Origin of the sequence: Puia sp., from assembly GCF_036500295.1 — a bacterium.
GTDB lineage: Bacteria > Bacteroidota > Bacteroidia > Chitinophagales > Chitinophagaceae > Puia.
Window position 1 is genome coordinate 1 of sequence record NZ_DASYCH010000001.1, and the last position, 24,448, is coordinate 24,448.

Consider the following 24,448-nt stretch of genomic DNA (forward strand, 5'->3'; position numbering starts at 1 on the left):
CAGCCACTGCACCCCACCCCCCCAGGACTCATGAAAGCCGGCACACCATATTATCTCATCCCGGCGATCGCCTTCCTGGTAACAGCAGCCACCTCCTGCGCCAAACTCAACATCACCAAATACTACCACCGGCACCACACCTCCCTCGATAGCATCGAGGATACCTATCGCCGCGCCTATGAAAAAAAGCCCTTCTCCATAGAGTTCACCGATCGCCCCTTCGACCGCGTCTCCCTCGAACTTATCACCGACACCCTCACCTACATCTACGAATATCACGTCGGCGAACTCCGCCTCAACGACACCCTCCGCAAATACGGCTACGACCCGCATCCCATCGATTGGCTCATCACCCGCATGCGCTCAATGGAATGCACCTGGATCGACAAACTCGACTACTACGGCGAAGAACAACAGCATTCTCTCATCTACCTCTCCCTCTGGCCCCGCACCTTCAACTCCCCCTTCGTAAATAAAAAATACTACATCCTCACCTACTTCCAGCAACCTCAATACTTCGACGCCCAGGACCGCCTCCTCACCGGACGCCGCCGCCGCCACATCCGTAAGATCAACGCCGAAGTCTTCCTCCGTCTCAATGACAAGGTCGCCTACACCATCTCCGATCGGTTTAGATAACCCTACCCCTTGAGGTCGACGATCACATTGATCGTCAACGCCACGATCACCGTATTAAAAAGGAAAGAAAGCAGCCCATGCAAAAGGGCCACCCTGCGGATCGTCCGCGAAGAGATCTCGATATCGGAAACCTGAAAGGTCATCCCGATCACAAAAGAAAAATAGGCAAAGTCAAGATAGTCCGGCCACAGTTCATTCGGTATCTGCAAACCCACCGTATGAATATCCGGGTCCATCGGGTGCTCGCCATAATATAACAGGGCGTACCGGTACGCAAACATCGTATGCAACAGGATCCAGCTGCAAATAACCCCGGCAAGATAGATACCCGTCTCCAACCCCTTTCGCAGCAGCCAATGGTTCTTGTTCTGCAACAACAGCAACACCCCCAGCAAACTCCCCAATATCGCGATCAGCACGATAATAAAAACGACGATCCGTCCCGCATCCTCCTTCTTGGCCAGCACGCGGATCTGTCGCGGCCGCATACTGGAAAAGATAATCCCGCTGATTACGATCATACAGATGCAAAAACAATCCCATCCGATCATGACCCGCGTCATCCCCTCCATTCGAATCGATAACAAACAAACGGAAATGATCGTGGCAACACAAAAACTGATGAGCAGCTTATAAATAGAGGGTAACCTGTGGAACCAGTTCGGACAATTCAGATATTCAGGCACACTAACGAATTATTGAGTAAGATAAAATTAGCATAAATAAATGGTATATTTATATGAAATTCTTCTGCCTGCAATGAACAAGCTCATCGTCCGCCTGACCGTCATCTACACCCTCCTTTGCACCCAACTCTCCGCCCAGCCCTACAACCCCGCCATCGATGTCCGGAATTATGATTTCACGCTGTCCCTCTCCGACAGCAACAATATCATTCAGGGCACAGCCGCGGTAACTGTCCAGTTCCGCGAAAAGGTCCCGGAATTCCACCTCGACCTGACAAAAAAGAACAGCGAAGGCAAAGGCATGACCGTCACCGCGGTAACCGAAGCAAACGCCCCCGTCCCCTTCTCCCAGGAAAACGACCGCCTCGTCATCCATTCCGCTGGAAAACCGGGCAACCAACACACCTATACGATAAAATACGAAGGTATTCCCGCCGACGGGCTCATCATCTCCAAGAATAAATTTGGCCGCCGCGGCTTCTTCGGCGACAACTGGCCCAACCGCGCCCACAACTGGCTGCCCTGCGTGGATCACCCCTCCGACAAAGCAACCGTCTCCTTTAATATCACAGCCCCCGATCACTACACCGTTGTGGCAAACGGCTCACTGAAAATCGAACAAACCCTCCCCGACCATCGCAAGCTCACCCGCTGGAGCGAAGCCCAACCCCTCGCCCCAAAGGTCATGGTCATCGGCGTAGCCGACTTTGCCGTCGACCACCCCGGCGACGCCATGGGCGTTCCCGTCTGGAACTATGTCTATAAGGAAAACAAGGAAGAAGGCTTTAAAAGCTATGCCTATGCACTCGACATTCTCCCGTTCTATATCACCCACATCGGCCCCTATCCCTTCGAAAAATGCGGCAATGTCCAGTCAAAGACCCGCTTCGGCGGCCTCGAGAACGCCAGCGCCATCTTCTACTACGAGAACTCGGTAGGCTCCCCCGGCGTCGAATCCCTCATGGCCCACGAGATCGCCCACCAATGGTTTGGCGACGCCGCCACCGAAACTCAATGGCAACACCTCTGGCTCAGCGAAGGCTTCGCCACCTATATGACGCTATGCTATCTGGAAAATAAATACGGCTCGGACACCCTCAAAAAAAGCCTCCAGAAAGACCGGGCAAAAGTCATCGCCTTCGAAAAACGCCGGCTCACACCGGTCGTCGATTCCACAATAAAGGATGATTATATGAAGCTCCTCAATCCAAACAGCTACGAGAAAGGAGGCTGGGTGCTCCATATGCTCCGCCGGAAGATCGGCGACCAGGCCTTCTGGAAAGGGATATCGACTTATTATGCCACTTATCGCAATAAAAATGCTTCCACGGCGGACCTCGAAAAAATAATGGAGACGGCCAGCGGCAAAGACCTGCACGGCTTCTTCCACGAATGGCTTAACACCCCTGGCCATCCCCATTTAACTATATCCTGGAAATACGATCCCGATAAAAAGGCCGTCCTCCTCGATTGCACCCAAACAAATCCCAATGGGTTCACCTTCCCCCTCGAGATCGGCTTCGACGGCACCACCCAACACATCGACATCCACGACAAGACCACCCACATCGAAATTCCCATGGCGGCCAAACCCACCACACTCATACCCGATCCCAATACAAACGTCCTGGCGGATTTCGAGGTCATTTCCCGGTAACGGTGATAAATGCCTTCTGGCGCTTTACAAGCAACGCCGCCAGGTCCCGCCTGTCCTCCGCGGTATATTCGTTATTCACGACGATCTTCGTCAGCAATTCATGCTGCTCTACCGCCATTGGGATGAGCCTTACGTCATCTTTATATTGATCCATCGCCCCTTGCACCTGGATCCGCACCGAATCCAACCGCACCCGGCTCAGCGGACCGGTATCCTCGCTCTTCTTTGGCTCATGCATATCGCGTACCAGCACCAGATCCATCGGTCGCCGCAAACTCAGAACATGCTCCACCAAATCCAACTCCTCCCGGTTCAACCGCCCCCCATCGACATAGGCCGTCACCGCCTGCTTTCCATCCTGCGTCTTTACCATAAATAACTCATGATCCCGGCCCGCCTTGGTATAATGAAAGACCTGCTCCTTATAACCCGCCTGGTTATCCGCTAACACCTCCTGCATCCTCTCCCCCACCGCCGGTAACGCATCCTGCGCAACAACGCTCCGCGTGCATTGCGTCAATACGGCCACCACGGCCACCGCGCCCAGAACGCCAAGCACCGTCCCCCTCACCGACAACGTCGGTCGCTCCTGTGGCTCGACAAGCCGCATCACCCGCCGGTAAAACGACCGCCGCGCCGGCGCAACCGACAATCCCAACGCCAACCCCTTCTTCGCCAGCCCAAGATTAGTCAACGCTACCGCCATCTTCCGCTCATCCCCGCCGATGCGCGCACCCCAATCATCACAACAGTATTCCCGCTCCTCCCGCACCGCCGTCGAGATCATCCGGAAAAAAGGATTAAAGAAAAGCAACGCGTCAAAAATATGCTGTACCAGGTTCACCAGATAGTCCCGCCGCCGGATATGCGCCATCTCATGCGCCAATATCAGTTCCAGCTGATCGGCCGGCACCTGGCTCACATAATGAAGTGGCAACACCACTACCGCCCGGAAAAATCCAAACGTCATCGGTTCCGATATCCGGTCCGTGATCAGCAACCGCACCGCCCGCGACACCCCCAGCCGCACGCGCAACTCCTCCAACAGACGGGAAGTCCCCGCATCCGCAACGCCCGACAACCGTCGCATCCTCCTCAATTCAAAACCGCTGAGCACCAACCGCCCCGTATAAAATAATACCCCCGCGATCCAAAGCATCGACAAATAAGGACAGCATTTTGACAGCCAGTACACAAGCGAAAAACCCGCCGCCCTTCCCGGTGCCAGCACAACATCCACCACCGGCCCCTGTCGAACCGCCCCACCGCCTGCCTCCGCTATCCCCATCCCCGAAAAAGCCCTCCACTCCCAAAAGAACGTCCCCAGCAAACAAAACATCGCCAATCCCAACACGCCCAGCGCCGCCAGATAACGGATCCCGCTCCGGCGCACGTCGACAAAACCCAAAAACAATTTCAACCCCGCCAACAACCCAAGGCATTGCCACAAACTATGGAGGATAGTCCATCCAATTACGCTGAATACCATAAGATTACTTTTTGTCTTTTTTTAATTTTTTTACCAGATCGAGCAGCTCGTCCAGATCTTCCTCCTTCGAAGACTGCCCCAGCGCATGCAGCGCCAATTGCGAATACGACCCCCGAAAGAACCTGTCGATCAATTCCTTTACCTGGCTGTTTCGCACCCTGGCCTCCTCCACCGCAGCCTCATACGTATGGACCTGATCCGTGATCGTCCGCCTGACCAGCCCCTTGGCCGTCATGTTCTGCATGATCTTCAGTGTGGAAGTATAGGCACATTTCTTCCGCTGCGAGATGAGGTCATACACCTCCCGCACCGTAGCCCCCTTGTGCTGCCAAAGGATTTGCAGGATCTCGAGCTCCGCATCCGTAGGCACGCTTTTTTTCTCTTTTTTCATATTACCCGTGTTATCGTACGACAATTGTCGTAGGCTAAGGTAGAAAAAAATCCGGATTCCCCGGATTTTTTGCAAATTTATTTTTCAGCGCGGCTAGACCGCATCCGAAAGAGAGGTAAAAGTAAAATCCCGCACCTTCATCGGCGGCACAAGATAACTCCGGTACGACTCCACACTGATACTCCGCTCCGGCTTCCCAAGCGCGTCCACATTGTTCAGCATGATCACCGGACTCTCATTGAACCGGAAGTTCTTCACCGGGAACTTGATCTCCCCGTTCTCGATATAGAACGTACCGTCCCGCGTAAGCCCCGTCAGCAACAAGGTCTGCGGGTCCACCATCCGGATATACCAAAGCCGCGAAACAAGAACCCCTTTCTCCGTACTCTTGATCATATCCTCGATACTCTCCGTTCCCCCCTCCATGATGATATTACCGGGACCGGGCACAGGGTCGACATTCTTCTTCGACGCCCAATACCGCGAATAACTCAAATTCTTGACGACACCCTTCTCGATCCAGTTGCGCTTGGTCAGCAACTGACCCTCGCGGTTCCAGGTCGACGACGGCAGCTCGGGGTGAAACGGATCAGAATAGATCGTCACCTTCTGATCCATCAACTGCTCCCCAAGCCGGTTGCCGCCACCGGGCTTGCTCATAAAGCTCCGCCCCTCATCCGCGTTCCGGGCGTCCAGCCCAAAGAACATATTCTCCAGCATATAGGCCACTGCCACCGGCTCCAGAATAACGGTATACTTCCCCGGCTCGATCGCCTTGGCGCCGATGGATCCATTCGCCTTGGCCGTCGCGATCTTCGTCGCCGAGAAGGTGTCCAGCTTCGACACGTCGTTAAACCCGCGCGCCGCATAACCCGAACCCGTCCCCTCCTCGTTCCGCGTCGTGATCGAAAAGATCACATCGGTGTCCTTATTGTAGGCAAACAATCCCTTCGAATTCATGATCGCCAGAGAATTGGTGCTGTTTTCCAGATATCCCGCGGCCTGCAGTTTAGCGTCCTTGGACACCTGGATACTCTTGGCAACAGCCGCCGCCCGCGTATCGGGGGTAATCGCTTCCGTCGCCGCCACATAACCGATGGACTCGGGAAATTCCTGCGGTCCCAACAAGGGCATATGCTCGGGATTCTCCGGCGCCAGCTGCGCCAGCTCCTCGCTCCGCCGCACCACTTTCTCCAGCGAGGCGTCATCGAATTCGTCGATGGTGGCCGTACCTGTTTTCTTACCAAAGCTGGAACTGACCGACAAGCTCAGCCTGCTGATCTCCCCCGCCGTCGACACCGCATTGCGGGCATAGCGGATATTCCCGGCCTCCGAACCGTTGAGCGATACTTCGCACTCATCGGCTTTGGAATAACCCAGCGCTTTCTTTAATAGCTTCTGTGCTTCTTCTTTACTAAAAATGGACATACAAATATTTTTAACCTATTTTTCTTGCGGTATTAATTACGTTGACTCCATTGAATCGCGAGGTGGCACTGCCATGCGATACGGCATTCGACTGCCCCGGCTGCCCCTTCCCATCGTTGAAGGCCCCGCCAAGCCGGTAATCCCGTTCGTCGGCAACCGCCGCCAGCGAGTTCCAGAACTCCTGGTTCGTCGCCTGGTAAGCCACATCCTTCAGCATACCCACGATCTTCCCATCCTTGATCTCATAGAAGGTCTGACCGCCGAACTGGAAATTGTACCGTTGTTGATCGATCGAAAAACTGCCGTCGCCGATGATATAGATCCCTTTCTGCACATTCTTGATCATATCATCCACGGAAAGCCGTCCCTTACCCGGCTGCAGCGAGACATTCGGCATTCGCTGAAACTGGACATCGGCCCAGCTCTGCGCATAACAGCAACCCTGTGACGCCTTCAGTCCGATGATATGCGCCTGATCCCGGATGGCCTGATAGTTCACCAGTACCCCCTCCTTGACAAGATCCCATTTGCCGCATTTCACTCCCTCATCATCATAACCCACGGCGCCAAGCGATCCCGGCTGCAGCTTATCCGCAACGATATTCATCAGCTTGCTTCCAAAATGGAAATTCCCCGACTTCCATTTGTCAAGGCTCAGGAAGCTGGTACCCGCATAGTTGGCCTCATAGCCAAGCACCCGGTCCAGCTCCGTGGGATGCGCCACGGACTCGTGGATGGTCAGCCACAGATGCGAAGGATCGAGGATAAGATCATACTTACCCGGTTCGACACTCTTCGCCGTGATCTTCTGCGCGACATCCGCCGTGGCATTCTTCACGTCCTCCAATATATCATAACGGTCTTTATACCGGGTAACGATCCCCTGAACCTTGCTCTCCGGCGTCGGCGTCAGGTATTCATATCCCATCCCAACCGGGCTGCTGAGACTCCGCCGCGTCTGGAACCTGCCGGAAGCCTTGTCTATTTTTGTTACATTGAAATTCGGATAAAGTCGGTGGATATCCTGGTCGATATACGACCCATCGGTCGAAGCGAAATATTTTTGTTCGTTGATGGCAAGCAACGCCGAATTCACAAAACTCGCGCCACCCGACATGGCAATCCCGTTCACTTGCAAAAGCAGATCGATCTTCTCCTTCAGCGGAACCTCGAAGACGTTCTTGATGATCGGCGTCTTCCAGGCCACTTCGCCATAACCCTTTTGCGGGGCAAGCTGAACCGGCTCGGTGATGATCTTCGAATTCGCCTTGGCAACAGCCACCGCCCTGGCTGCGGTCTTGGCCACCCCATCCGGCGTGACGTCATTGGTGGCCGCAAAGCCCCAGCTGCCGTTGGCAATAACCCGGATACCGAGGCCAAAAGATTCCGCATTGGCAATCCCCTGAACCCGGTTTTCCCGCGTGACCACAAATTGGTTGAGGTATCTTCCGATGCGTACATCGGCATAGGTAGCGCCTCCCGACTTGGCGGCATTCAGGGCGATGTCTGCAAGGCTCTTCTTGGTAGCCACATCCATCCCGCCCTGTAGCGCCTCGGCTTCATCGATCATCCGTGAGCCGAAAGGAAGCATTGGCAGAGCAAGGGCCCCTAGCCCCATCCCCGCCATGTGTAGGAATTCTTTTCTTTTCATAGCCCAAGCTATCGAAAATTCAAGTATCAATCTATCCGTTCATCCCGCCCAGCTTTCTCTCAACCCATAAAAAGGCCACCCCCAACAAAAACAACCCCCAAAACCAGACCCTTGAAAACTCCACCCACTCCCGTGAAACCCGATCATGCGTAACCCGCTCATGCGTAACCCGCTCCCGTGTATCCCTGTTCGCCCGTCCTCCGGCCGTCGTATCCCTGTTCGCCCGTCCTCCATCTGCCGAAACCCCTGCAGCCACATAATTCCTCGTCTCCTCCATCCGCCGCATCCGCTCCACACCCTTCCACGCCCCCACCGGCCATACATACCACCACGCAGTATCACCCATCGGCCTGTATACCATCTGCCATCCAGCTTTCTCCGGCCAGTACCTTCCCCGCCAGTCAAAAGGCAACCCCGCATCCTCCGCCAGGTACACCGCCGTTCCCCCGATATCCCCCTGTGGAAAGCCCGCCGCGGTCTGCAACTGCACCTCCACTTCCTCGCCCACCCTCGGCAGCTCAGGCGAAAAACTCCACTCCTCCCGCGCCTCCCCACGCCGCGCCGCCTCTCTCAACAACCCCGACCAGTAGGAAGCATACGCCTCCCGCTCTCCGGAAAGCAACCGGCTATAACTCGTATTCAAAGCTGTAAACACCACCTTCCCTCTTCCCGCAACAAACGCCCCCACTACCACATGCCCCAGGCTATCGCGTGCCAATATCTTCCCGGCCCGGCCCCGCATCACCCGGACCATCGAGTCGAGCCCCGCGCTATCCACCCTCAACAGCAATCCCATCCCCCGCTGCTCGATCTCCCTCCACAACGCTTTCGACTGCACACTTTCGCGAACGGGTAACACCGCCCCATCCGCCACCACCACATCAAATCCCCCAAGCAAACCCGGCGTCAGCACCCCCAACCCCGCCGCCTCCCGGTTCACAAACGCCTCCTCTGCTTTCCCCCGGCTCACGATCGTCCTACTGGCAACAGCGTGCCCATTTCCCGAAAGCCATTTCATCAAAAAGCTATTTTCAAAATCCGGTGAAGCCGCCAGCAATAAGATCTTCAACGGCGCGCCCGCCTCCACCTCCACCGGCAACTCTTCCCGCGCAACCGTATCCTTCCCCTCCACAACCGCCAGCCGGTACACCGCCCGCCCAACCTGCGCCGGTACAGCGCCCAATGAAAAATCACCCGCGGCGGTCATCTTCGCCGAGTCGATCACTTCACCCATCCCCATCAGCAATACGGTGCCCGTCCCCCCTGCCCATCTCCCCTGTACAACAAACCGGTCCCCCCGCTTCAGTTTCCTTCGCCAGTCGACATCCACCACTCCATGTAAAACCCCCGGATGAAAATCGATCGCCGCAGGCCGCATCCTCATCCATTCTTCTTTCCTTAACCCATACCCGAAAACATGCAACCGACCGCCATCCACCCCCACAGTATCCATGTCCATCCCCGGATGCGCCCGCAAAAATTCCCCCACACTGTCCCGATCGTATCCCTCTGTTAATAGCACCCGTTCATCGTTCACAATCCCCCGCTCGCGCCAATAACCGATCGGCAACCCAAGACAAGCCAGCGCCCCGACTGCCACCGCCGTAGCGATAACCCGCCACAACAGCCGCGCCCGGTCCGCCCGCCGCCACTCCTGCCACAACAAAAAACCCAGCAACGCCAGGCAAAGCCCCAATACGATATCGTCCCAGATGCTCATTTGATATATCCAAAATAAAGCCGCTCAAGCCCGCCATCCGCCGCCGCCCCTTGCGCCACCGGCCAGGCCTCCGCCACCGGCAACAACGCAACGATCGCCCTCTCCGCCGCCAAAATATCCATCGCCCCCGGCCCCGCCTCACCCTTCATCGTCTCCGCCGCCAAAATATCCTTCAATCTCCTCATCCCCTCATACCCCGCCAAAAACTTCCCCGGCCTCGCCGCCGCTTCACTGGCCAACCGCCGCTCCACCATTCCCAATATCGCCCTGTCCCCCTCACCCGGCCGCACCCCAACCCGCATCCCCTCCAACACCGCAAGCCCCATCCGCAAAATATCCTCTTTCGACATTCCATCGTCCCGCCCCAACCGCTGCACCGGCGCCTGTATCGCCCCCAACTCCCCCGTCAGCCGCCTGGCAGGATTCAACGGCGTCAGCTTCACCCCCGTCTTCGCAACATAAGCCCTCGACTGCTGCTGCAGGTCCTTCAACAACCGCAACGCCTTATAACAATAGGGCAACGCCTCCCGCGGTTTAAATGTCCGCAACCGCAATTCCGCACTCCACATCTCCGACAAGGTGGCCTTCAGCTGCGCCTTCACCCCCGGCTCAAAAAACGTCGCATCCTCCGCATTATCGTGTTTGTCCGAATAGACATCCAATATCTTCGCCGCATCTCCAAACGCCCCAAACGTCGTCGTATCATTCCCGCCCCGTTCTCCTTCCTGTGCTTCCTCCCCAAGGAACTTCCCATAACGCAGTCGCAACAGCTTCTGGTCGATCCCGAGATCATTGCTCTTATCTTTAAACGCCTGCGCCGCCAGCGTGTCCTTCGCCTTTAGCAACTGCTCCGTCTCAATGATGATCTGCCGCTCACTGCGGAACAACTCCGGCTTGATATCCATCGGCAGCGTCATCCCCTCCAGGCTCATCAGCTGCGCCGTATCGGCAAGCGAAAGGATATACATCTCCGAACGGGATTCCTGCCCCCGATTATCCCTCGCCTTGCAATAAAAATAAAGCTCATCCCCGGGTTTCAATCCAATCGCCGCCAGGTCCAGCACCCGGCTCAACGCATAATGCCTCCCGCCGTCAAATCCCTGGTTCCAGTGCAACTCCTGCTCCTTGAATTTCACCGCCTCTCCCTTGCCGCTCGACACAGTCGCGAAGACCGACGAAGCGACAATCCCATAATCGTCGGCCAATTCTACTTGCAGCGGCACCCGCGTCGGTTCACCGTAATCGATCACGGTATAGGGTTTCGGCCTTACCACCCGCACCTTCGGCGCCTCGTCCTTCACCACCTCGAACCGGTATAACGCCGACAGCTGCCCGCCAACTTTTACCTGGTAAAAACCGGAATGCAGCGCCGTACTGGAAAACCGCCAACGCAAGCCCTCCTCCCTCCGCAACAGCCGAACCGCCGTATCGTTAAAAATAAAGGCAACCGTATCCACAGCCCTCGTGGTTGCTATCTCCCAGCTGATCTGCGCCCCATCCTCTGCGTCCAGCGAAAAATTATCCTGGCTCCGCAGCGCCCTGCCCGTATAAGCCGGTGGCGTGATCCGCACCTGTACCGACCGGATACCGGGCGCCGCAACTTCCCGGATCACCGGCGCCGCCGCCACACCCGAAGCACCGTGTGCCTGAATTCCACTGATAAAAAAACTCCCACACAACGCCATCGCCAACAATCCCAGTGCCCATAGTAATCGCCCGCCCATCGGCCTCGGCACCACCGCCACCAAAAGCCGCCCCTCCACCCGCTCCACCTGCAATCGCTCCAGGACCCCTAACTCTTCCACCGGCCGCAGCAACAATCCACAACTTTCTTCCAGTTCAGGCAGCCGCCGGTCGAGATAACTCGTCACATCGGCAACCCCCATCCGCCACAAAGGGAAAATCAAAAGCCCGACCCCAAAGCACCCGGCAAACAACGGGATCGCCACCCACAACGACCAGCCAAAGCCCGCATGGACCACCGCCGTTAAAAGAACGGCAACCGCCAGCGACAGAAGCAGACAGTAGACGATAGTTTCCGCCCGCCATCGCCGCCAGATAGTTCTAAGCTTTTTGGCGCCCATCGCGAAAAACTTTTATTCGTTCCAAAACAAACAATCCAAACACGATCGCCCACAACACCGGCCGCAGATCGATCCGCTCGTTATAGGTCCGTTCGCGATCTGGTCCCCCGCCATCCGTCCTCCCGCCATCCGTCCGCACAACCGCATAGTTCACCCGCACCGGCGCCACCTGCTCCGCATCGATTACCCGACGATCCATCTCCACTATTCCCATACGCCCAAACACCTCCCGTCCCAACACCACCGGCAACCGCCCATTCCAGGCAGCGGCCGCCCACTCCGGTCTACAGCGGATCACCTGCGCATGGTTTGTCCCTGCGGAAACAACCCGCAATCTCCTTCCCGTATAGTCACCGAGCGCCCGCAACGCCGCCCGCAAATAGTCTCCGTCTTGCCGGTTCCCCCCATCATCGATCACCACTTCCATCGCCGCCGTATCCACAACAACACCCTCATATTCTGTCGCCCTCGACACAACCCGCTCCCGCCGAAACTCCGTCCCCGTACTCCGGCCGATCCCCCGCAACACCAGAATACTGTCGGCGGTAACCCTCCATACTCCCTCCACCCACCGATTCACCGAATCAACCGGCGGATATACCTTCCAGTGAACTTCCCGTTTCGTCTCAGGCCGATCCCCCGCAAACCGGCTCACCAGCCCCGGCGTAAAAACAAAAAAGGTCGCACCCGCGGGCGCAAGCGCATCCGCGCGCCGAAAAGCCTCCCAATAATCCTGTCCGCTATCGATCACATACCGCTCATACCCCATCTTCACCAATGAATCTGCCAATACATTATTCCCGGCTACCAATACCCATCCTTTACCCGCCGCCGCCGGGCGAATAACATAAGGCCCCGCCAGCAGCATCGCCAGGGCGATCACCAACAAACACCGCAGAATCAACAACAAAAGTTGCGTCAACCGCGGACTCCAGGCCGCCCGCCGCGAAGTCCCGGTCAGCAACGCCACACTCCCGATACGCAACACCTTCCCCCGCCGGTCATTCCACAAATGCACGATCACCGGGATCAGCACCCCGGCCATCGCCAACAGTCCTATCGGTTGTAAAAATTGGATCAAATCAACCCGGCCCCCATCCGGCTCTTCAAATATTTCCGCAGCCCCGCATCCATCGGCTCATCCATCCGCATCAGTTGATAATCGATCTGCAGATCGAGACACCGCATCCGCACCGCCGCCAACCAGGCCCCCAACCGCGCCGCATACTCCTCGCGACCCGAGGTTCCCACCGGCACCCTTTCTCCCGTCTCAAGGTCCTCCACCTGGCTATATCCGCCAAGATCCAGCGAAAGCTCATTCCCTGCCAGTACATGAAACACGATGATCTCATGGCGCAACGCAGCCAACAACTCCAGCAACCGCCCGATCTCGCCGGAACGCTCATAGTGATCGGTGATAAAGATCAGCAGCTCGCGTTTCTGCTCGCCAAGAAAGATATGCTTGTATGAGATCGCATCGCCCAACGTCCCTTCCGCCGACAAGCCCTCCAGCTGATAGAACAGCCGCGCCAGATGCTGCGGGTCCCTCCGGGCCGGCAGCGGGAATACCTGGCCCTCGCGAAAAACATATAGTCCGACGGCATCCCCCTGCGAATGCGCCAGCCAGGCCAGCGCCGCAGCAAGATGCCGGGCATAATCCATCTTGGTAAAGTCACCATCCCGGTGATCCATACTCTTGCTGGCATCCACCAGCAACCGCACCGAGATACTCGTCTCCATCTCCGACTCCCGGATATAATACCGGTCCGTCCGCGCAAGCCGTTTCCAGTCCAGCCAGCGCAGGTCATCCCCCGGCTGATAGCTGCGATATTGACTGAATTCCAACCCCGCCCCCTTGACGCTGCTCTTGTTGATCCCCGACATAAAGCCGTCGATCGTCCGGCGCGCCGCCAGCGAAAGGTCCTTGATCGCCAATATATCCTCCGGCCGGATCATTTTAACAATCCTCCCGGCCGGCCAATCGTTTTCATTAAATGCCGCGCCACATCATCGGAATGGATGTTCTCCGCCTCGGCCTTAAAATTCACAAGCACCCGATGCCTCAGCACCGGCAACGCCATCGCATGGATATCCTCCGCGACAACCGCATACCGCTGATGGAACAAGGCCCGCGCCTTGGCCGTAAGGATCAGCGCCTGACCCGCACGCGGACCCGCACCCCAACGCACCCACTCACGCACATACTCATCCGTACTGTCTCCCGGCCGCGTCGCCCGGATCAGCGTCGCGACATACTGTACAAGGTCGTCGCTGATACTCACCTCCCGCACAAGTTCCTGCAGCTGCCGGATCTCCGAACCGCCAAGCACCGCGTTCACCACCGGCTTCCGCGTACCCGTGGTCTGACTGAGGATCATCGTCTCCTCTTCCGCACTGGGATATCCGATCCGGATATACAAGAGAAACCGGTCCAGCTGCGCTTCCGGCAACGGATAAGTGCCCGACTGCTCGATGGGATTCTGCGTGGCAAGAATAAAGAAGGGGCGGTCCAGCGGATACGTCACCCCGCCATACGTGATCTCAAACTCCTGCATCGCCTCCAGCAAAGCCGACTGCGTCTTCGGCGGCGTCCGGTTGATCTCATCGGCCAGCACGATATTGGCAAATAACGGCCCCTTATTGAACTTAAAAAATCTTCTGCCCGTCGAATGATCCTCTTCCAACACCTCCGTCCCCAGGATATCCGTCGGCATCAGATCGGGCGTAAACTGGATACGCCTGAAATTCAAATCAAGCGCCTGCGCCAGCGTCCGCACCATCAGCGTCTTGGCCAATCCCGGCACTCCCTCCAGCAGACAATGTCCGCCCGCCAGCATCGCCACCAGAAGTTCTTCCACGATGTCTTCCTGGCCCACGATCACCTTCCCGATCTCGCTTTTTAATTGTGATAACTTTCCCAACAGGGAGTCCACCTGACTTGCTACAAGCTCTTTATTCATTCCGTAAATAACTTTTAGACATATATGAGGAAATTAGCCATAAATTCATCAACTTTAAAAAAATTACATGACCGGTGAATCCTTTTACATTTATGCGTCTGCGCTACCGGTCCGGCGACTGGGACACCGACCAGCGGATGCCCACTAACCTGCTGAATTCGCTCATCGAATACACTACCATCCCCGTCAACTTACAGGAAAAAGTGGTGGCGCTCGACAGCCCCGATATCTTCCAATATCCTTTTGCCTATCTCAGCGGCCACAAGCTCGTCCAGTTCGACGCACAGGAAAGCGCCAACTTCAAACGCTATGTTCAGAATGGGGGATTTGTCTTCGCCGACGACTGCGACCACGATATCGACGGCCTGTTTGCCCGCAGCTTCGAGACCCAGATGACCACCCTCTTCGGCCCCGCCTCTCTGAAAAAGATCCCCAATAACCACGCGATCTACAATTCGTTTTTTCATTTCGAGAAAGGACCGCCCAACACCGGCTTCGAACTCAACGGCTGGGGCGACGACCTGGTACACGACTACCTCAAAGCGATCACGGTCAACGGCCGCATCGGCGTACTCTACAGCAACAAAGACTATGGTTGTGAATGGGATTACGATTTCCGCAACAAACGCTTCCTGGCGGAAGACAATACAAAATTCGGCGTCAACATCATCTTATACGCGCTGAATTCGCTCGGAGGAGGCAGGCAGTAGCGCTGCTATGAAGCATCCATGCGACGCTCCGTTCATCGGCATCGGGCTCTTCGGCAGCTATTTCGGCACAAATTTCGGCGCCAACTTCATGACCAGTCCCGGCGCCAGCCGGTTCAGCACAAGCGCCACCCATTCCAAACTCGTCTTGCCGATATAGGCTTCATATTTCCCCTTGCGTATCGCCCGCATCATCTTCGCCGCAGCTCGGTCCACCGGCAACCCCTTCTCGATATTCTGCGACGCCACGCCCAGCTTCGACCCGTCCTTCGTGACGGCATTCTGCGAGATATTCGTTTGGATATACCCCGGCGTCAGCACGGTCACCTGGATATTCATCGCCGACACCTCCGCCCGCAAACAATCGAAAAATCCATGCAGCGCATGCTTCGCCGCCGCATACGCACTCCGCATCGGCGTCCCGATCTTTCCCATGACACTGCTCATCACCACAAACTGCCCCGACTTCCGCTCGACAAAATGCGGTAGCATCGCTTTGGTCAGGGCGACATAGCTGAAATAGTCCAGCTCCATCACCTGCCGCTGCACCTCAAGCCCCGTCTCCGCCACATAACCCCGCTGCGTAACTCCGCCGTTATGGACCAGAATGTCCACCTGCCCAAAGGCCCCGACGGCTTCCCGGATCCGCTCTTCAAAAGAAGCAGTATCCAGCAGATCCATCGGCAACACCCGGGTCTTATCGGGATGAGCACACTGCCCCTTCACCCGTTCCAGCTCTTCGGTCCTCCGGGCCGATAACAGCAACCGGGCCCCCGCCGCCGAAAAAGCATAAGCCAGCGCTTCGCCGATCCCCGAGGAAGCGCCGGTGATCCAAACGACTTTGTTCTTCATGGTCCAAAAATAGCGCCGCCGCGCGTATAAACGCGCGGCGGCGACTCTGTTTATCAGCAAACCTAAGTATTATTTGGTGCCGGACCCGGTATTCGGCTCGGGCTGATATTCCGGTCCATCGCTGGAAGAAGACCCATTGCCGTTCGACGGCGAATTGCCGTTATTCTTCGGCTGCTGTTGCGGCTGTTGCGGCTGCTGCGGGTTATAGTTCCTCCGGCTGCGATCGAAATAATCGTGGCGGGCCTGGACGATAGCATTCTCCTTATCCACTTTCAGCTGATCGACCTTCGCCCTTCTCTCCTGACGGGTCAGCGACTTATCGTGCTTCACATCCTTTATCTGCAGGTCAAAGTCGGCCCTGATATCCCGTACCTGCAGCTCCAGCTGTGAAGGCATCGCGCCGTAGCCGTAATAATAAGGGGGATAAGGTGCGCCCCAGGGACCATACCAGCCATAAGGATATCCCCAGGGATACCCAAAGCCGAATCCAACTCCTACCCGGGGTACAACGACAACTCTTCCGCCACCATGATAAAATCCGCCCCCGGCATAGTGGCCCCGCTGGGCCGAAGCGCCAAAGGCGAGCCCAATCGAGAACAATAGAACAAATATCCGTTTCATATTCTTGAGTTTTTTGTTTTCCACTATAGGACTGCAAAAAGGATACTGGGATTAATGCACGAACCACCTATAACGTATTGATAACGTAAAGAAATGTTAACGCGCTCCACCCGTCACATTTTTTTCCTCGCCTCCCATTATTTCAGTAACTTAACTTTCTACCAAATCCATCCTCGCCATGCCAAAATACACCCTCCAGATAAACGGGAAAGCCACCCCCATTGAGGCAGACGAGAAAATGCCCCTCCTCTGGGCCATCCGCGATCTCATCGGCCTCACCGGAACAAAATTCGGCTGCGGCATGGCCCAATGCGGCGCTTGCACCGTCCTGCTCAACGGCAACCCGATCCGCTCATGCTCTATCCCGGCATCTGCCGTCACCGGCCAACCCATCATCACCATCGAAGGGTTGTCGCCCGACAATTCACATCCTGTTCAAAAAGCCTGGATTGCCGAACAGGTCCCGCAATGCGGTTACTGTCAGAGCGGCCAGATCCTCGCCGCCGCAGCGCTTCTTGCTAAACACCCGCACCCCAGCGACGAGGATATCGACACCGCCATGCAGGGAAATATCTGCCGCTGCGGCTGCTATCCCCGCATCCGCAAAGCCATAAAGACCGCCTCCGCCTCCAGCAAACCTGCCTCTACACTCCAATAAACGACTATGCAACCCACCATTCCCGCGCAATCCCGCCGACAATTCATAAAGGACACCGGCCTCTCCGGTCTCGCACTCGTCCTCGGCGCCTACCTGCCCGGCTGCTCCGGCAACAGCGAAGCACCCAGGGTCATCAACGTCTCCGGCACACTGCCCCCCGCTACCGAACTCATGACATGGATCTCCATCGACAAAACCGGCCAGGTTTCGATCCTCAACCACCGCGCGGAAATGGGCCAGGGCTCCTGGCAGGTCGTCCCGCAAATGATCGCCGAAGAACTCGAGGTCAGCATGGAACACATTAATATCCTCTCCGCCCCAGGCAACCAAAAGAAATACGGCAGCCAGATCACCGGCGGCAGCTCCACCGTTAGAGGTTCATACAAACATCTCCTGCATATCGGCGCCTCCGCCCGCGAAATGCTCACCGAAGCCGCCGCAAAAAAATGGAACGTCGATCAAAAGGATTGCTACGCCGAAAATGGCCACATCTTCCATAAACCCACCGGCAGGTCCTTCACCTATGGCCATCTCGTTGAAGACGCCGCAAAACTCCAACCGCCGGCAAACATCAAACTAAAACAAAGAAAAGACTACAAACTCGTCGGCAAACCCCTCCCCCGCAAGGATATCCCGCTAAAGACAAACGGAACAGCCATCTTCGGCATCGATAAAAAGATCCCCGGCATGCTCTACGCCGTCGTCGAACGCAACCCGCGCTTTCGTGGTAAGGTCAAAAGCTTCGACGATACCCAGACAAAAACCATCCCCGGCATCCGCCATGTCATCATAGTAAAACGCACCGTCTTCGATCATCTCCAGGAAGGCGTCGCCGTCGTCGCCGACAATCTCTGGGCCGCAATGCAGGGGCGAAAATTATTGAAAGTGGAATGGGACGACACCGGCTTCGAACACCTGAGCACCGAACAACTCTACGCCCGGATGCACGAAGACCTGAAAAAACCCGGCCTCTCCGACCGCACCGGCGGCGACTTCGAAACCGCCTTTCAACGATCATCCACAAAGGTCGAAGCCATCTACGAAGCCCCCTACCAGGCACATGCCTGCATGGAACCCCTCAACTGCATCGCAGACGTAAAAGACGGCAGCATCGAGATCTGGGGCCCCATCCAGGGACCCGACTGGGTGCAGTCAGATTTGAGCGAACGCATGGGCGTTCCCCTCGATAAAGTCACCGTCAACATGACCTTCCTCGGCGGCGGCTTTGGCCGCAAAGCCTTCCTCGACTACCCCCATGAAGCAGCCGTCATCTCAAAGGCCATCAAGGCGCCCGTTCAGGTTATCTGGACCCGCGAAGACGATATGACCCAGGGCCCCTTCCGCCCCGGCGCCGTATACGCCTGCAAAGCCGGCCTCAGCAAAGAAGGTCAGGTAGAAGCCTTCCAGACAAAGACGGCCACCCAGAACATGAACCACGAGAACCCCGGTGCCGACCTTCATTCTTACAACGGTGACACCCTCGACGGGTTCTGCAGACCCTATTATGACTCTTTTGGCAATTATAGTTTCGCCGATATCCCCACCGTCTCCCCCATCCCCGTGATGTGGTGGCGATCGGTCTACGCATCCACAAACGGCTTCGCCTACGAGAGCTTCATCGACGAAATGGCCCACGCCGCCGGAAAAGACCCGCTCGAATTCCGCCGGCAACATCTCGACAATGATCGCTACCAGGCCCTCATCGACCAGCTCATCACCCTCAGCGGCTGGAAATCCCGCGGCAAGAACCAGGGCTGGGGCGTCGCCATCACCGAATGCTTCAACAGCATCGTCGGCGAAGTGGTAAAAGTATCCCGCAAACCCGATGGGAAAATAAAGATCGACAAGGTGATCGCCCTCATGGACTGCGGCTGGTACGTAAATCCCGATATCATCCGCGCCCAGGTGGAAGGCAGCATCGTCATGGCCATCGGCGCCGCCGTCAAGCATAATCTCCACTTCAAAGACGGCAAGGCCGTCGAAACCAACTTCGACACCTATAATATGCCCCGCATCCACGAGATCCCCGATATCGAGGTGCATATCGTCGACAACGACGAAAAAGCCGGCGGCGTCGGCGAACCCGGCCTGCCCCCCATGGCGCCCGCCCTCTGCAACGCCATCTTCGATCTTACCGGCAAGCGTGTCCGAAGGCTCCCATTCGATCTGAATGAAATCTAAATTATACCCTTAAGGAGCATGTAGCCCTAACCGTCAGTTTTTACAACAGGTAAAGTGGCGAAAATAAGCGAAAACCCCTAGGCTGGCTAAATAAACCCAGCTACCCAAAATACAACTTATCAGGGGCCGTTTACCATAGACCCTGAGGTCCTGTGAAATTTATTAAGCTCTGAAACCCAAGCCGATGCTGTCTATGTCCCTTAAAGCAACAGTACTGGCCTGCCTCTTCTTGTCTTGCCTGGTATACAGCCTGATCCTTATTCTCAGACTGAAAAAGAAAACCCGGCAATTGCAAGTTTCGGCAGACCAGCAAACCCGATTGGCCGATGAAGCGATGCGCACCAAAAGCCTTTTCCTCGCCAACATGAGTCATGAGATCCGAACACCCATGAACGGTATCAACGGTATGTCCTCCCTCCTTACCCAAACCGATCTGACAAGGGAACAACGTGGTTACATCGAAGTCATCCGCAGCTGCAGCGATACGCTGCTCTCCGTTATAAATAATATCCTCGACTTTTCAACGATGGAATCCGGCAAGATCATCCTGGAAGAAAGAGAGACCGATCTTCGGCTCTGCGTGGATGAAGTATTGGAAGTCTTTATGGCCCGGGCCCTGAAAGCCGGCATCCTGCTCCACAGCCGGATAGAACAAGACGTTCCCATCCGCATCCTCACCGATAACGCCCGCCTCCGGCAGGTGCTGATCAATCTCGTCGGCAACGCCATGAAATTTACCGAACAGGGCGAGATTCGCGTCCGTGTCTTTCTTCCATCGACACCATTGCCCCCGGATACCCCACCCGGCCATGTCCAGATCGGCTTCGAGATCCAGGACACCGGTATCGGTATCGACCCCGCCCAGTATACCCATTTGTTCCAGTCCTTCGAACAGGGCGATTCCTCCGTTAGCCGCAGATACGGCGGCACCGGTCTCGGACTCACCATCTCCGACAAGCTGGTACAATTGATGAATGGACACATCAGCGTCGAAAGCGTCCCCGGTAAGGGCTCCACCTTCATGTTCACGATCCTCGCCCATCCCGCCGCACTAAAAAGCATCCCCTCCAGCGTATCCATCCCGATCCTGGCCCATAAATATCCGCTTTGTATCCTGCTGGCCGAAGATAATCCCATCAACCAGCAGCTGGCCTTGATCATCCTGACAAAGATGGGCTATAATCCGATGGTCGCCGTCAATGGGAAAGAAGTCCTGGAGCACCTGGCAAAAGCCCCCTTCGATCTCATCCTCATGGATGTCCAGATGCCCGAAATGGATGGCCTCGAAGCAACCCGTCTCATCCGCCGGGGTGGCGGACATCAGCCCGTCATCATCGCAATGACCGCCAACGCCACCCAGCAGGATCGCGACGAATGCCTCGCCGATGGCATGAATGACTACCTCAGCAAACCGGTCGACCTCGACCAGCTGGTCATCATGCTAAAAAAATGGGGGCATCTGATAAATACCCCCCATAAAGTTTAAGAGAACGCCGGCTGTGTTTAAGAGAACGCCGGCTGTCGCATATCCTTGAACCGGTAACGGATCAGCAGCTTTAGATACATCTTGACGACAAAGTATAGTGTGGTCGGGTTCTTGTCCATTTGGAAGGCGCTCTTCGCCTGCGCAAGAGCCTGCTGCGGATGATGATAACTATGATAGACCATATCCGACGTCCGGGCGAAATACCGCGAATAATGTCGCTTCGCACGCTCATACAACTTCGCACGTTTCTCCGCCGGCAGATAATCCTGCACGATCTCAATAGCTTTCTCTATATCCCGGATATTCTGTCCGTTGCAAAAATAATTACTGGTGATATTCTTCTTATGGACCCGGTATTTGGCCAGATGCCGCGGGGAATGGGCCACCGGATAATGCGCCGCGATCCGTACCCACATCTCCCAGTCCTCCCCGTAATGAAAGGCAAAAAAACCGCCCAGGTGCTCATAGACCCGCCGCCTTACCACCATCGCGGGAGTTTGCACCCGCTGCCCCTCGGCGATGACGCTCAGCCAGTCCTCGATGACACAGGGACGTTCCGATAAAGGATCATTGGGATAAAGCACCTCCGTCTCTTCGTTGACGTGCAGATAGCCGGTGAAGGCAGCCCCCGCTTCGGGGAATTGATTGAAAAGCGATTCTATCTCTTTGTAAAAACCCGGTTTGACAAGATCATCCCCATGTAAAAGATGAACCCACTCCCCGGTACTGCGATTCAGACAGGACTCGAAATTCCGCAGACTGCCCACATTCCTCTCCTGCCGGAAATACCCTACTCTCCCCTTCCCCAATTCCTCGACAACGGCACGGACATCCGCATCCGTACTGCAATCGTCAACCACTTCTATCTGCATCTTATCCGCACCCGGATCCTGTGCAAGCACACTGGACAGCGCCTGACGCAAATAATGGGTGCAATTGTACGTCGGTATCATTACCGAAAACAAGGGCCGCTTTCCTCCGGGTTTAACCGGGGCGATCAAGGGTGGTATTATAGGTATACGCTCAATACTCATAGGGAGAATAGAGGTTGTAAAGCTGAATTTTTAACTCACGCGCAAACAAGATACCAACCTTTTTTCATGTGTCAAAAAGAGTTGGTTATCATTCAATACACTCCCCTAATCATTTATAAACCAATAATTTGAAAGAATACCCTACCCCGTTGACATAATAAACAACGACTAAATACGGTTTCTGCACCCCCATATTCCGTTCTACATTTGTGTAACAAATCAGCAAAACGGCGCTCCGCCGGACTCGAATTGTAAGATTGCCCGCCCGATTGTCTCCGCCATAACCTCGATTGTCTCCGCCACCAACTTCAACGCATTGCCTGCCGACAAACGCTTTTGTTAACAATTTTGTAAAATATAAATGAATAATAGTATGAAAGCTGTAGCAAAGATTCTCGCAGTAGCAGTAACCGCCGCCGTAATCGTAGTTAGCAATCCGACAAGCACACTCGCAAATGGCGGTGAAAACAAAAAGGCTGCAACCGAACAGCAGGTAACCGTAAAATACCAGGGTACCAGCAACAACGCCATCTCCTTTAAGGTAGAGTTCGACAACCCTACCGCCGAAAAGTTCTCCCTGATCATCAAGAATGACAACGGTGACGTAGTTTTCCACCAGCAGTTCAATGACGCTCACTTCTCCAAGAACGTATTCTTCGAGAACACGGATGCCGACATCCACCCGACGTTCATCATCCGCACTGCCAACAACACCGAGATCGTTCGTCAGTTTCAGGTTAGCAAGACAGTAACGGAGAACACAACCGTAACTCTTCTCTAAGAAACCAGATAAAGCAAATTAAAAAGCGGGCCGGTTCACCGGTCCGCTTTTTTACTTATCCGGTACACCCCCTCCACCTGTTTCCACAATAGGGTAACCTACTTCAAACGCTTTAGCCAGGCGATCATATCTTCCTGCAGCCCAGCCTGCACCAGCTTCAGCCGTCCCATGCAATAGGCCCGCAGTTCCTTCCATGGATAATAAGGTCCACCGCCGATCGGCAACCGCACCTCCCGTTCGTTCAACAGGATCTTCACCAGCGTCCCTTCCCCATTTTGATAGACGATCCATTGAATATTGGCACTCAACGGAATGATCTTCTCCGCCCGCCAGTGATCCTGGTAGTGCCCGATGCTCGCCGCCGGCACACTTGCCTCCGGAATACCCAGCAGACTGGCAAAAGGCGAGATCGCCTCGGCATGCGTAAACCGCAACACCGCATCCCTCCCGCGTCCCGCAACCGCCGCATCCGCCGTCTGGATAAAATCCGCCAGCAACGGCGCCGCTATCTTCACCTGGATACCCAACGGGTCTCGCCCCGGCCCCTTCTCCAAAAAATCCGCGGCCCCGCTTTGAAAATCCTCCCAGCTCAGGTCCTCCCGGCTAAAGACAGGCGAAAGATCGACACTGTCCGCGGCAAATCCTCCCGCCCTGACCTCACCCGGCAACGAGAATTGCACCGAATAAAGGTCATACAGGTCGTTCGAAAAAGCCAACGCAACCGCGGGCGTCCTGCCAGCCAGAAACCCCGGCGTAAAAACCCTCGCACCCACCGCAGCAGCAACCGCAGCCGTCCGCGGGTCGTTATCGATCGAATCCATCCCCTTCTTCACCACCGGCCCCTTCTTGTATTTCAGATATGCAGGCGAAAGGTCATAAAACCGCAAAACGGCTTCCTGCGAATCCGCCAGCCGCGTAAAATGCGTCTCCCCACGATACCCGGAAAGCCCCGGCAGAAACGCATCGGCGCTCTGCTTCGTCCTGATCTTATACGTAACCGCTACATCGATTCCCCTGCCCTGAAAAGCCCCGGCACACCGGCTGAACATCCGCTGACCGATAGCCTTCTGCTCGGCCGCCCCAAGCAGGGTGATATTCTCATACTTGCCTTTCTCGATAGCACATAGCCGTTTCACCACCGCACGAACCCGCTGACCCAACGGCGTAAGTCCCCGCTCACCGGCCGCCAGGTCCAACACCCGCAAAGCCCCGGTATCCGCGCCGGCCTTCGTAAGAAAACGCGCCCCATGCCGGCCCACATAGTTCACAAACACCGGCCGATAGCCCGCCGGCACCGCCGTATAGCCGGCATCCGGTGCCGTATACGGGGTCTTCGTCCCTAAAAAGGGCGGCGGGGCCACAGCAGACCGCTGCGCCCACGCCACCCCTGCTACCAGGAGAATCCATTTGAATTTTCTCATGC

21 protein-coding genes are annotated in these 24,448 nt (G+C 55.9%); 7 read left to right on the forward strand and 14 right to left on the reverse strand.

The genetic code is table 11. The features are described 5' to 3' along the window. A partial coding sequence (locus VGM48_RS00005; RefSeq protein WP_331575305.1) for a hypothetical protein occupies nt 1–639 on the forward strand: 639 nt, incomplete at its 5' end. A gap of 2 nt (nt 640–641) precedes the next feature. On the opposite strand, the gene VGM48_RS00010 is transcribed toward VGM48_RS00005, so the two are convergent. After that, nucleotides 642–1,325: a DUF1345 domain-containing protein gene (locus VGM48_RS00010; protein WP_331575307.1), complete on the reverse strand. Its 684-nt coding sequence runs from the start codon at nt 1,323–1,325 to the stop codon at nt 642–644. 73 nt (nt 1,326–1,398) lie between these two features. On the opposite strand from VGM48_RS00010, the gene VGM48_RS00015 reads away from it, so the two are divergent. Then, nucleotides 1,399–2,982 (forward strand): M1 family metallopeptidase, encoded by a 1,584-nt coding sequence (locus VGM48_RS00015; protein WP_331575309.1) that lies wholly within the window; start codon nt 1,399–1,401, stop codon nt 2,980–2,982. Here the strand turns inward: VGM48_RS00015 and VGM48_RS00020 are convergent. The 9 genes from VGM48_RS00020 to VGM48_RS00060 all read right to left on the reverse strand — a co-directional run bounded on the left by VGM48_RS00020 (nt 2,969) and on the right by VGM48_RS00060 (nt 14,705). Further along, on the reverse strand, nt 2,969–4,471 hold the full coding sequence (locus tag VGM48_RS00020) for a M56 family metallopeptidase (RefSeq protein ID WP_331575311.1): 1,503 nt from the start codon (nt 4,469–4,471) through the stop codon (nt 2,969–2,971). The genes VGM48_RS00015 and VGM48_RS00020 overlap by 14 nt on opposite strands. 4 nt (nt 4,472–4,475) lie before the next feature. Beyond that, nucleotides 4,476–4,862, reverse strand: a complete 387-nt coding sequence (locus VGM48_RS00025; RefSeq protein WP_331575313.1) for a BlaI/MecI/CopY family transcriptional regulator — start codon at nt 4,860–4,862, stop codon at nt 4,476–4,478. A 93-nt stretch (nt 4,863–4,955) separates the two neighbouring features. Continuing rightward, entirely contained in the window at nt 4,956–6,290 is a 1,335-nt protein-coding gene (locus VGM48_RS00030; RefSeq protein ID WP_331575315.1) for a TldD/PmbA family protein, read from the reverse strand. A gap of 10 nt (nt 6,291–6,300) precedes the next feature. Next, nucleotides 6,301–7,941 (reverse strand): TldD/PmbA family protein, encoded by a 1,641-nt coding sequence (locus tag VGM48_RS00035; protein WP_331575317.1) that lies wholly within the window; start codon nt 7,939–7,941, stop codon nt 6,301–6,303. Nucleotides 7,942–7,972: 31 nt separating this feature from the next. Next, entirely contained in the window at nt 7,973–9,661 is a 1,689-nt protein-coding gene (locus tag VGM48_RS00040; RefSeq protein WP_331575318.1) for a hypothetical protein, read from the reverse strand. After that, on the reverse strand, nt 9,658–11,745 hold the full coding sequence (locus VGM48_RS00045; RefSeq protein ID WP_331575320.1) for a DUF4175 family protein: 2,088 nt from the start codon (nt 11,743–11,745) through the stop codon (nt 9,658–9,660). The genes VGM48_RS00040 and VGM48_RS00045 overlap by 4 nt, the downstream gene beginning before the upstream one ends. Continuing rightward, complete coding sequence (locus VGM48_RS00050) at nt 11,726–12,826, reverse strand: BatA domain-containing protein (protein WP_331575322.1); 1,101 nt, start codon at nt 12,824–12,826, stop codon at nt 11,726–11,728. The genes VGM48_RS00045 and VGM48_RS00050 overlap by 20 nt, the downstream gene beginning before the upstream one ends. After that, on the reverse strand, nt 12,823–13,701 hold the full coding sequence (locus VGM48_RS00055) for a DUF58 domain-containing protein (RefSeq protein WP_331575324.1): 879 nt from the start codon (nt 13,699–13,701) through the stop codon (nt 12,823–12,825). The genes VGM48_RS00050 and VGM48_RS00055 overlap by 4 nt, the downstream gene beginning before the upstream one ends. Continuing rightward, on the reverse strand, nt 13,698–14,705 hold the full coding sequence (locus VGM48_RS00060) for a MoxR family ATPase (RefSeq protein ID WP_331575325.1): 1,008 nt from the start codon (nt 14,703–14,705) through the stop codon (nt 13,698–13,700). The genes VGM48_RS00055 and VGM48_RS00060 overlap by 4 nt, the downstream gene beginning before the upstream one ends. A 92-nt stretch (nt 14,706–14,797) precedes the next feature. Here VGM48_RS00060 and VGM48_RS00065 point away from each other — a divergent pair, with 92 nt between their 5' ends. Then, nucleotides 14,798–15,415 (forward strand): DUF4159 domain-containing protein, encoded by a 618-nt coding sequence (locus VGM48_RS00065; protein WP_331575327.1) that lies wholly within the window; start codon nt 14,798–14,800, stop codon nt 15,413–15,415. Nucleotides 15,416–15,472: 57 nt separating this feature from the next. Here the strand turns inward: VGM48_RS00065 and VGM48_RS00070 are convergent, their stop codons facing one another. Next, the gene (locus VGM48_RS00070; RefSeq protein ID WP_331575329.1) at nt 15,473–16,264 is read right to left on the reverse strand and encodes an SDR family oxidoreductase; all 792 of its coding nucleotides are present in this window, start codon (nt 16,262–16,264) and stop codon (nt 15,473–15,475) included. A gap of 69 nt (nt 16,265–16,333) precedes the next feature. Next, on the reverse strand, nt 16,334–16,885 hold the full coding sequence (locus VGM48_RS00075; protein WP_331575331.1) for a hypothetical protein: 552 nt from the start codon (nt 16,883–16,885) through the stop codon (nt 16,334–16,336). A gap of 178 nt (nt 16,886–17,063) precedes the next feature. Between VGM48_RS00075 and VGM48_RS00080 the strand changes: the two genes are divergently transcribed. The 3 genes from VGM48_RS00080 (at nt 17,064) to VGM48_RS00090 (ending at nt 21,210) form a co-directional block, all read left to right on the forward strand. Continuing rightward, nucleotides 17,064–17,543: a (2Fe-2S)-binding protein gene (locus tag VGM48_RS00080; protein ID WP_331575332.1), complete on the forward strand. Its 480-nt coding sequence runs from the start codon at nt 17,064–17,066 to the stop codon at nt 17,541–17,543. A gap of 6 nt (nt 17,544–17,549) precedes the next feature. After that, nucleotides 17,550–19,724: a molybdopterin cofactor-binding domain-containing protein gene (locus tag VGM48_RS00085; RefSeq protein WP_331575333.1), complete on the forward strand. Its 2,175-nt coding sequence runs from the start codon at nt 17,550–17,552 to the stop codon at nt 19,722–19,724. A 184-nt stretch (nt 19,725–19,908) separates the two neighbouring features. Further along, entirely contained in the window at nt 19,909–21,210 is a 1,302-nt protein-coding gene (locus VGM48_RS00090) for an ATP-binding protein (protein WP_331575335.1), read from the forward strand. A gap of 17 nt (nt 21,211–21,227) precedes the next feature. On the opposite strand, the gene VGM48_RS00095 is transcribed toward VGM48_RS00090, so the two are convergent. Then, nucleotides 21,228–22,163 carry a glycosyltransferase family 2 protein gene (locus VGM48_RS00095; RefSeq protein ID WP_331575337.1) on the reverse strand — a complete coding sequence of 312 codons (936 nt, stop codon included), beginning with the start codon at nt 22,161–22,163 and terminating at the stop codon, nt 21,228–21,230. A 454-nt stretch (nt 22,164–22,617) separates the two neighbouring features. Here VGM48_RS00095 and VGM48_RS00100 point away from each other — a divergent pair, with 454 nt between their 5' ends. Continuing rightward, nucleotides 22,618–23,025, forward strand: a complete 408-nt coding sequence (locus VGM48_RS00100; protein ID WP_331575339.1) for a hypothetical protein — start codon at nt 22,618–22,620, stop codon at nt 23,023–23,025. A gap of 98 nt (nt 23,026–23,123) precedes the next feature. Here the strand turns inward: VGM48_RS00100 and VGM48_RS00105 are convergent, their stop codons facing one another. Beyond that, nucleotides 23,124–24,446, reverse strand: coding sequence for a histidine-type phosphatase (locus VGM48_RS00105; protein ID WP_331575341.1), 1,323 nt, complete (start codon nt 24,444–24,446; stop codon nt 23,124–23,126). Between the last annotated feature and the right edge of the window lie 2 nt (nt 24,447–24,448).

Coding starts and splice junctions, on each gene's coding strand:
- VGM48_RS00070 (WP_331575329.1), bottom strand. CDS start 16,264: ATGAAGAACAAAGTCGTTTGGATCACCGGCGCTTCCTCGGGGATCGGC.
- VGM48_RS00080 (WP_331575332.1), top strand. CDS start 17,064: ATGCCAAAATACACCCTCCAGATAAACGGGAAAGCCACCCCCATTGAG.
- VGM48_RS00090 (WP_331575335.1), top strand. CDS start 19,909: ATGCTGTCTATGTCCCTTAAAGCAACAGTACTGGCCTGCCTCTTCTTG.
- VGM48_RS00105 (WP_331575341.1), bottom strand. CDS start 24,446: ATGAGAAAATTCAAATGGATTCTCCTGGTAGCAGGGGTGGCGTGGGCG.
- VGM48_RS00030 (WP_331575315.1), bottom strand. CDS start 6,290: ATGTCCATTTTTAGTAAAGAAGAAGCACAGAAGCTATTAAAGAAAGCG.
- VGM48_RS00015 (WP_331575309.1), top strand. CDS start 1,399: ATGAACAAGCTCATCGTCCGCCTGACCGTCATCTACACCCTCCTTTGC.
- VGM48_RS00095 (WP_331575337.1), bottom strand. CDS start 22,163: ATGATACCGACGTACAATTGCACCCATTATTTGCGTCAGGCGCTGTCC.
- VGM48_RS00060 (WP_331575325.1), bottom strand. CDS start 14,705: ATGAATAAAGAGCTTGTAGCAAGTCAGGTGGACTCCCTGTTGGGAAAG.
- VGM48_RS00065 (WP_331575327.1), top strand. CDS start 14,798: ATGCGTCTGCGCTACCGGTCCGGCGACTGGGACACCGACCAGCGGATG.
- VGM48_RS00075 (WP_331575331.1), bottom strand. CDS start 16,885: ATGAAACGGATATTTGTTCTATTGTTCTCGATTGGGCTCGCCTTTGGC.
- VGM48_RS00045 (WP_331575320.1), bottom strand. CDS start 11,745: ATGGGCGCCAAAAAGCTTAGAACTATCTGGCGGCGATGGCGGGCGGAA.
- VGM48_RS00020 (WP_331575311.1), bottom strand. CDS start 4,471: ATGGTATTCAGCGTAATTGGATGGACTATCCTCCATAGTTTGTGGCAA.
- VGM48_RS00100 (WP_331575339.1), top strand. CDS start 22,618: ATGAAAGCTGTAGCAAAGATTCTCGCAGTAGCAGTAACCGCCGCCGTA.
- VGM48_RS00055 (WP_331575324.1), bottom strand. CDS start 13,701: ATGATCCGGCCGGAGGATATATTGGCGATCAAGGACCTTTCGCTGGCG.
- VGM48_RS00025 (WP_331575313.1), bottom strand. CDS start 4,862: ATGAAAAAAGAGAAAAAAAGCGTGCCTACGGATGCGGAGCTCGAGATC.
- VGM48_RS00035 (WP_331575317.1), bottom strand. CDS start 7,941: ATGAAAAGAAAAGAATTCCTACACATGGCGGGGATGGGGCTAGGGGCC.
- VGM48_RS00040 (WP_331575318.1), bottom strand. CDS start 9,661: ATGAGCATCTGGGACGATATCGTATTGGGGCTTTGCCTGGCGTTGCTG.
- VGM48_RS00085 (WP_331575333.1), top strand. CDS start 17,550: ATGCAACCCACCATTCCCGCGCAATCCCGCCGACAATTCATAAAGGAC.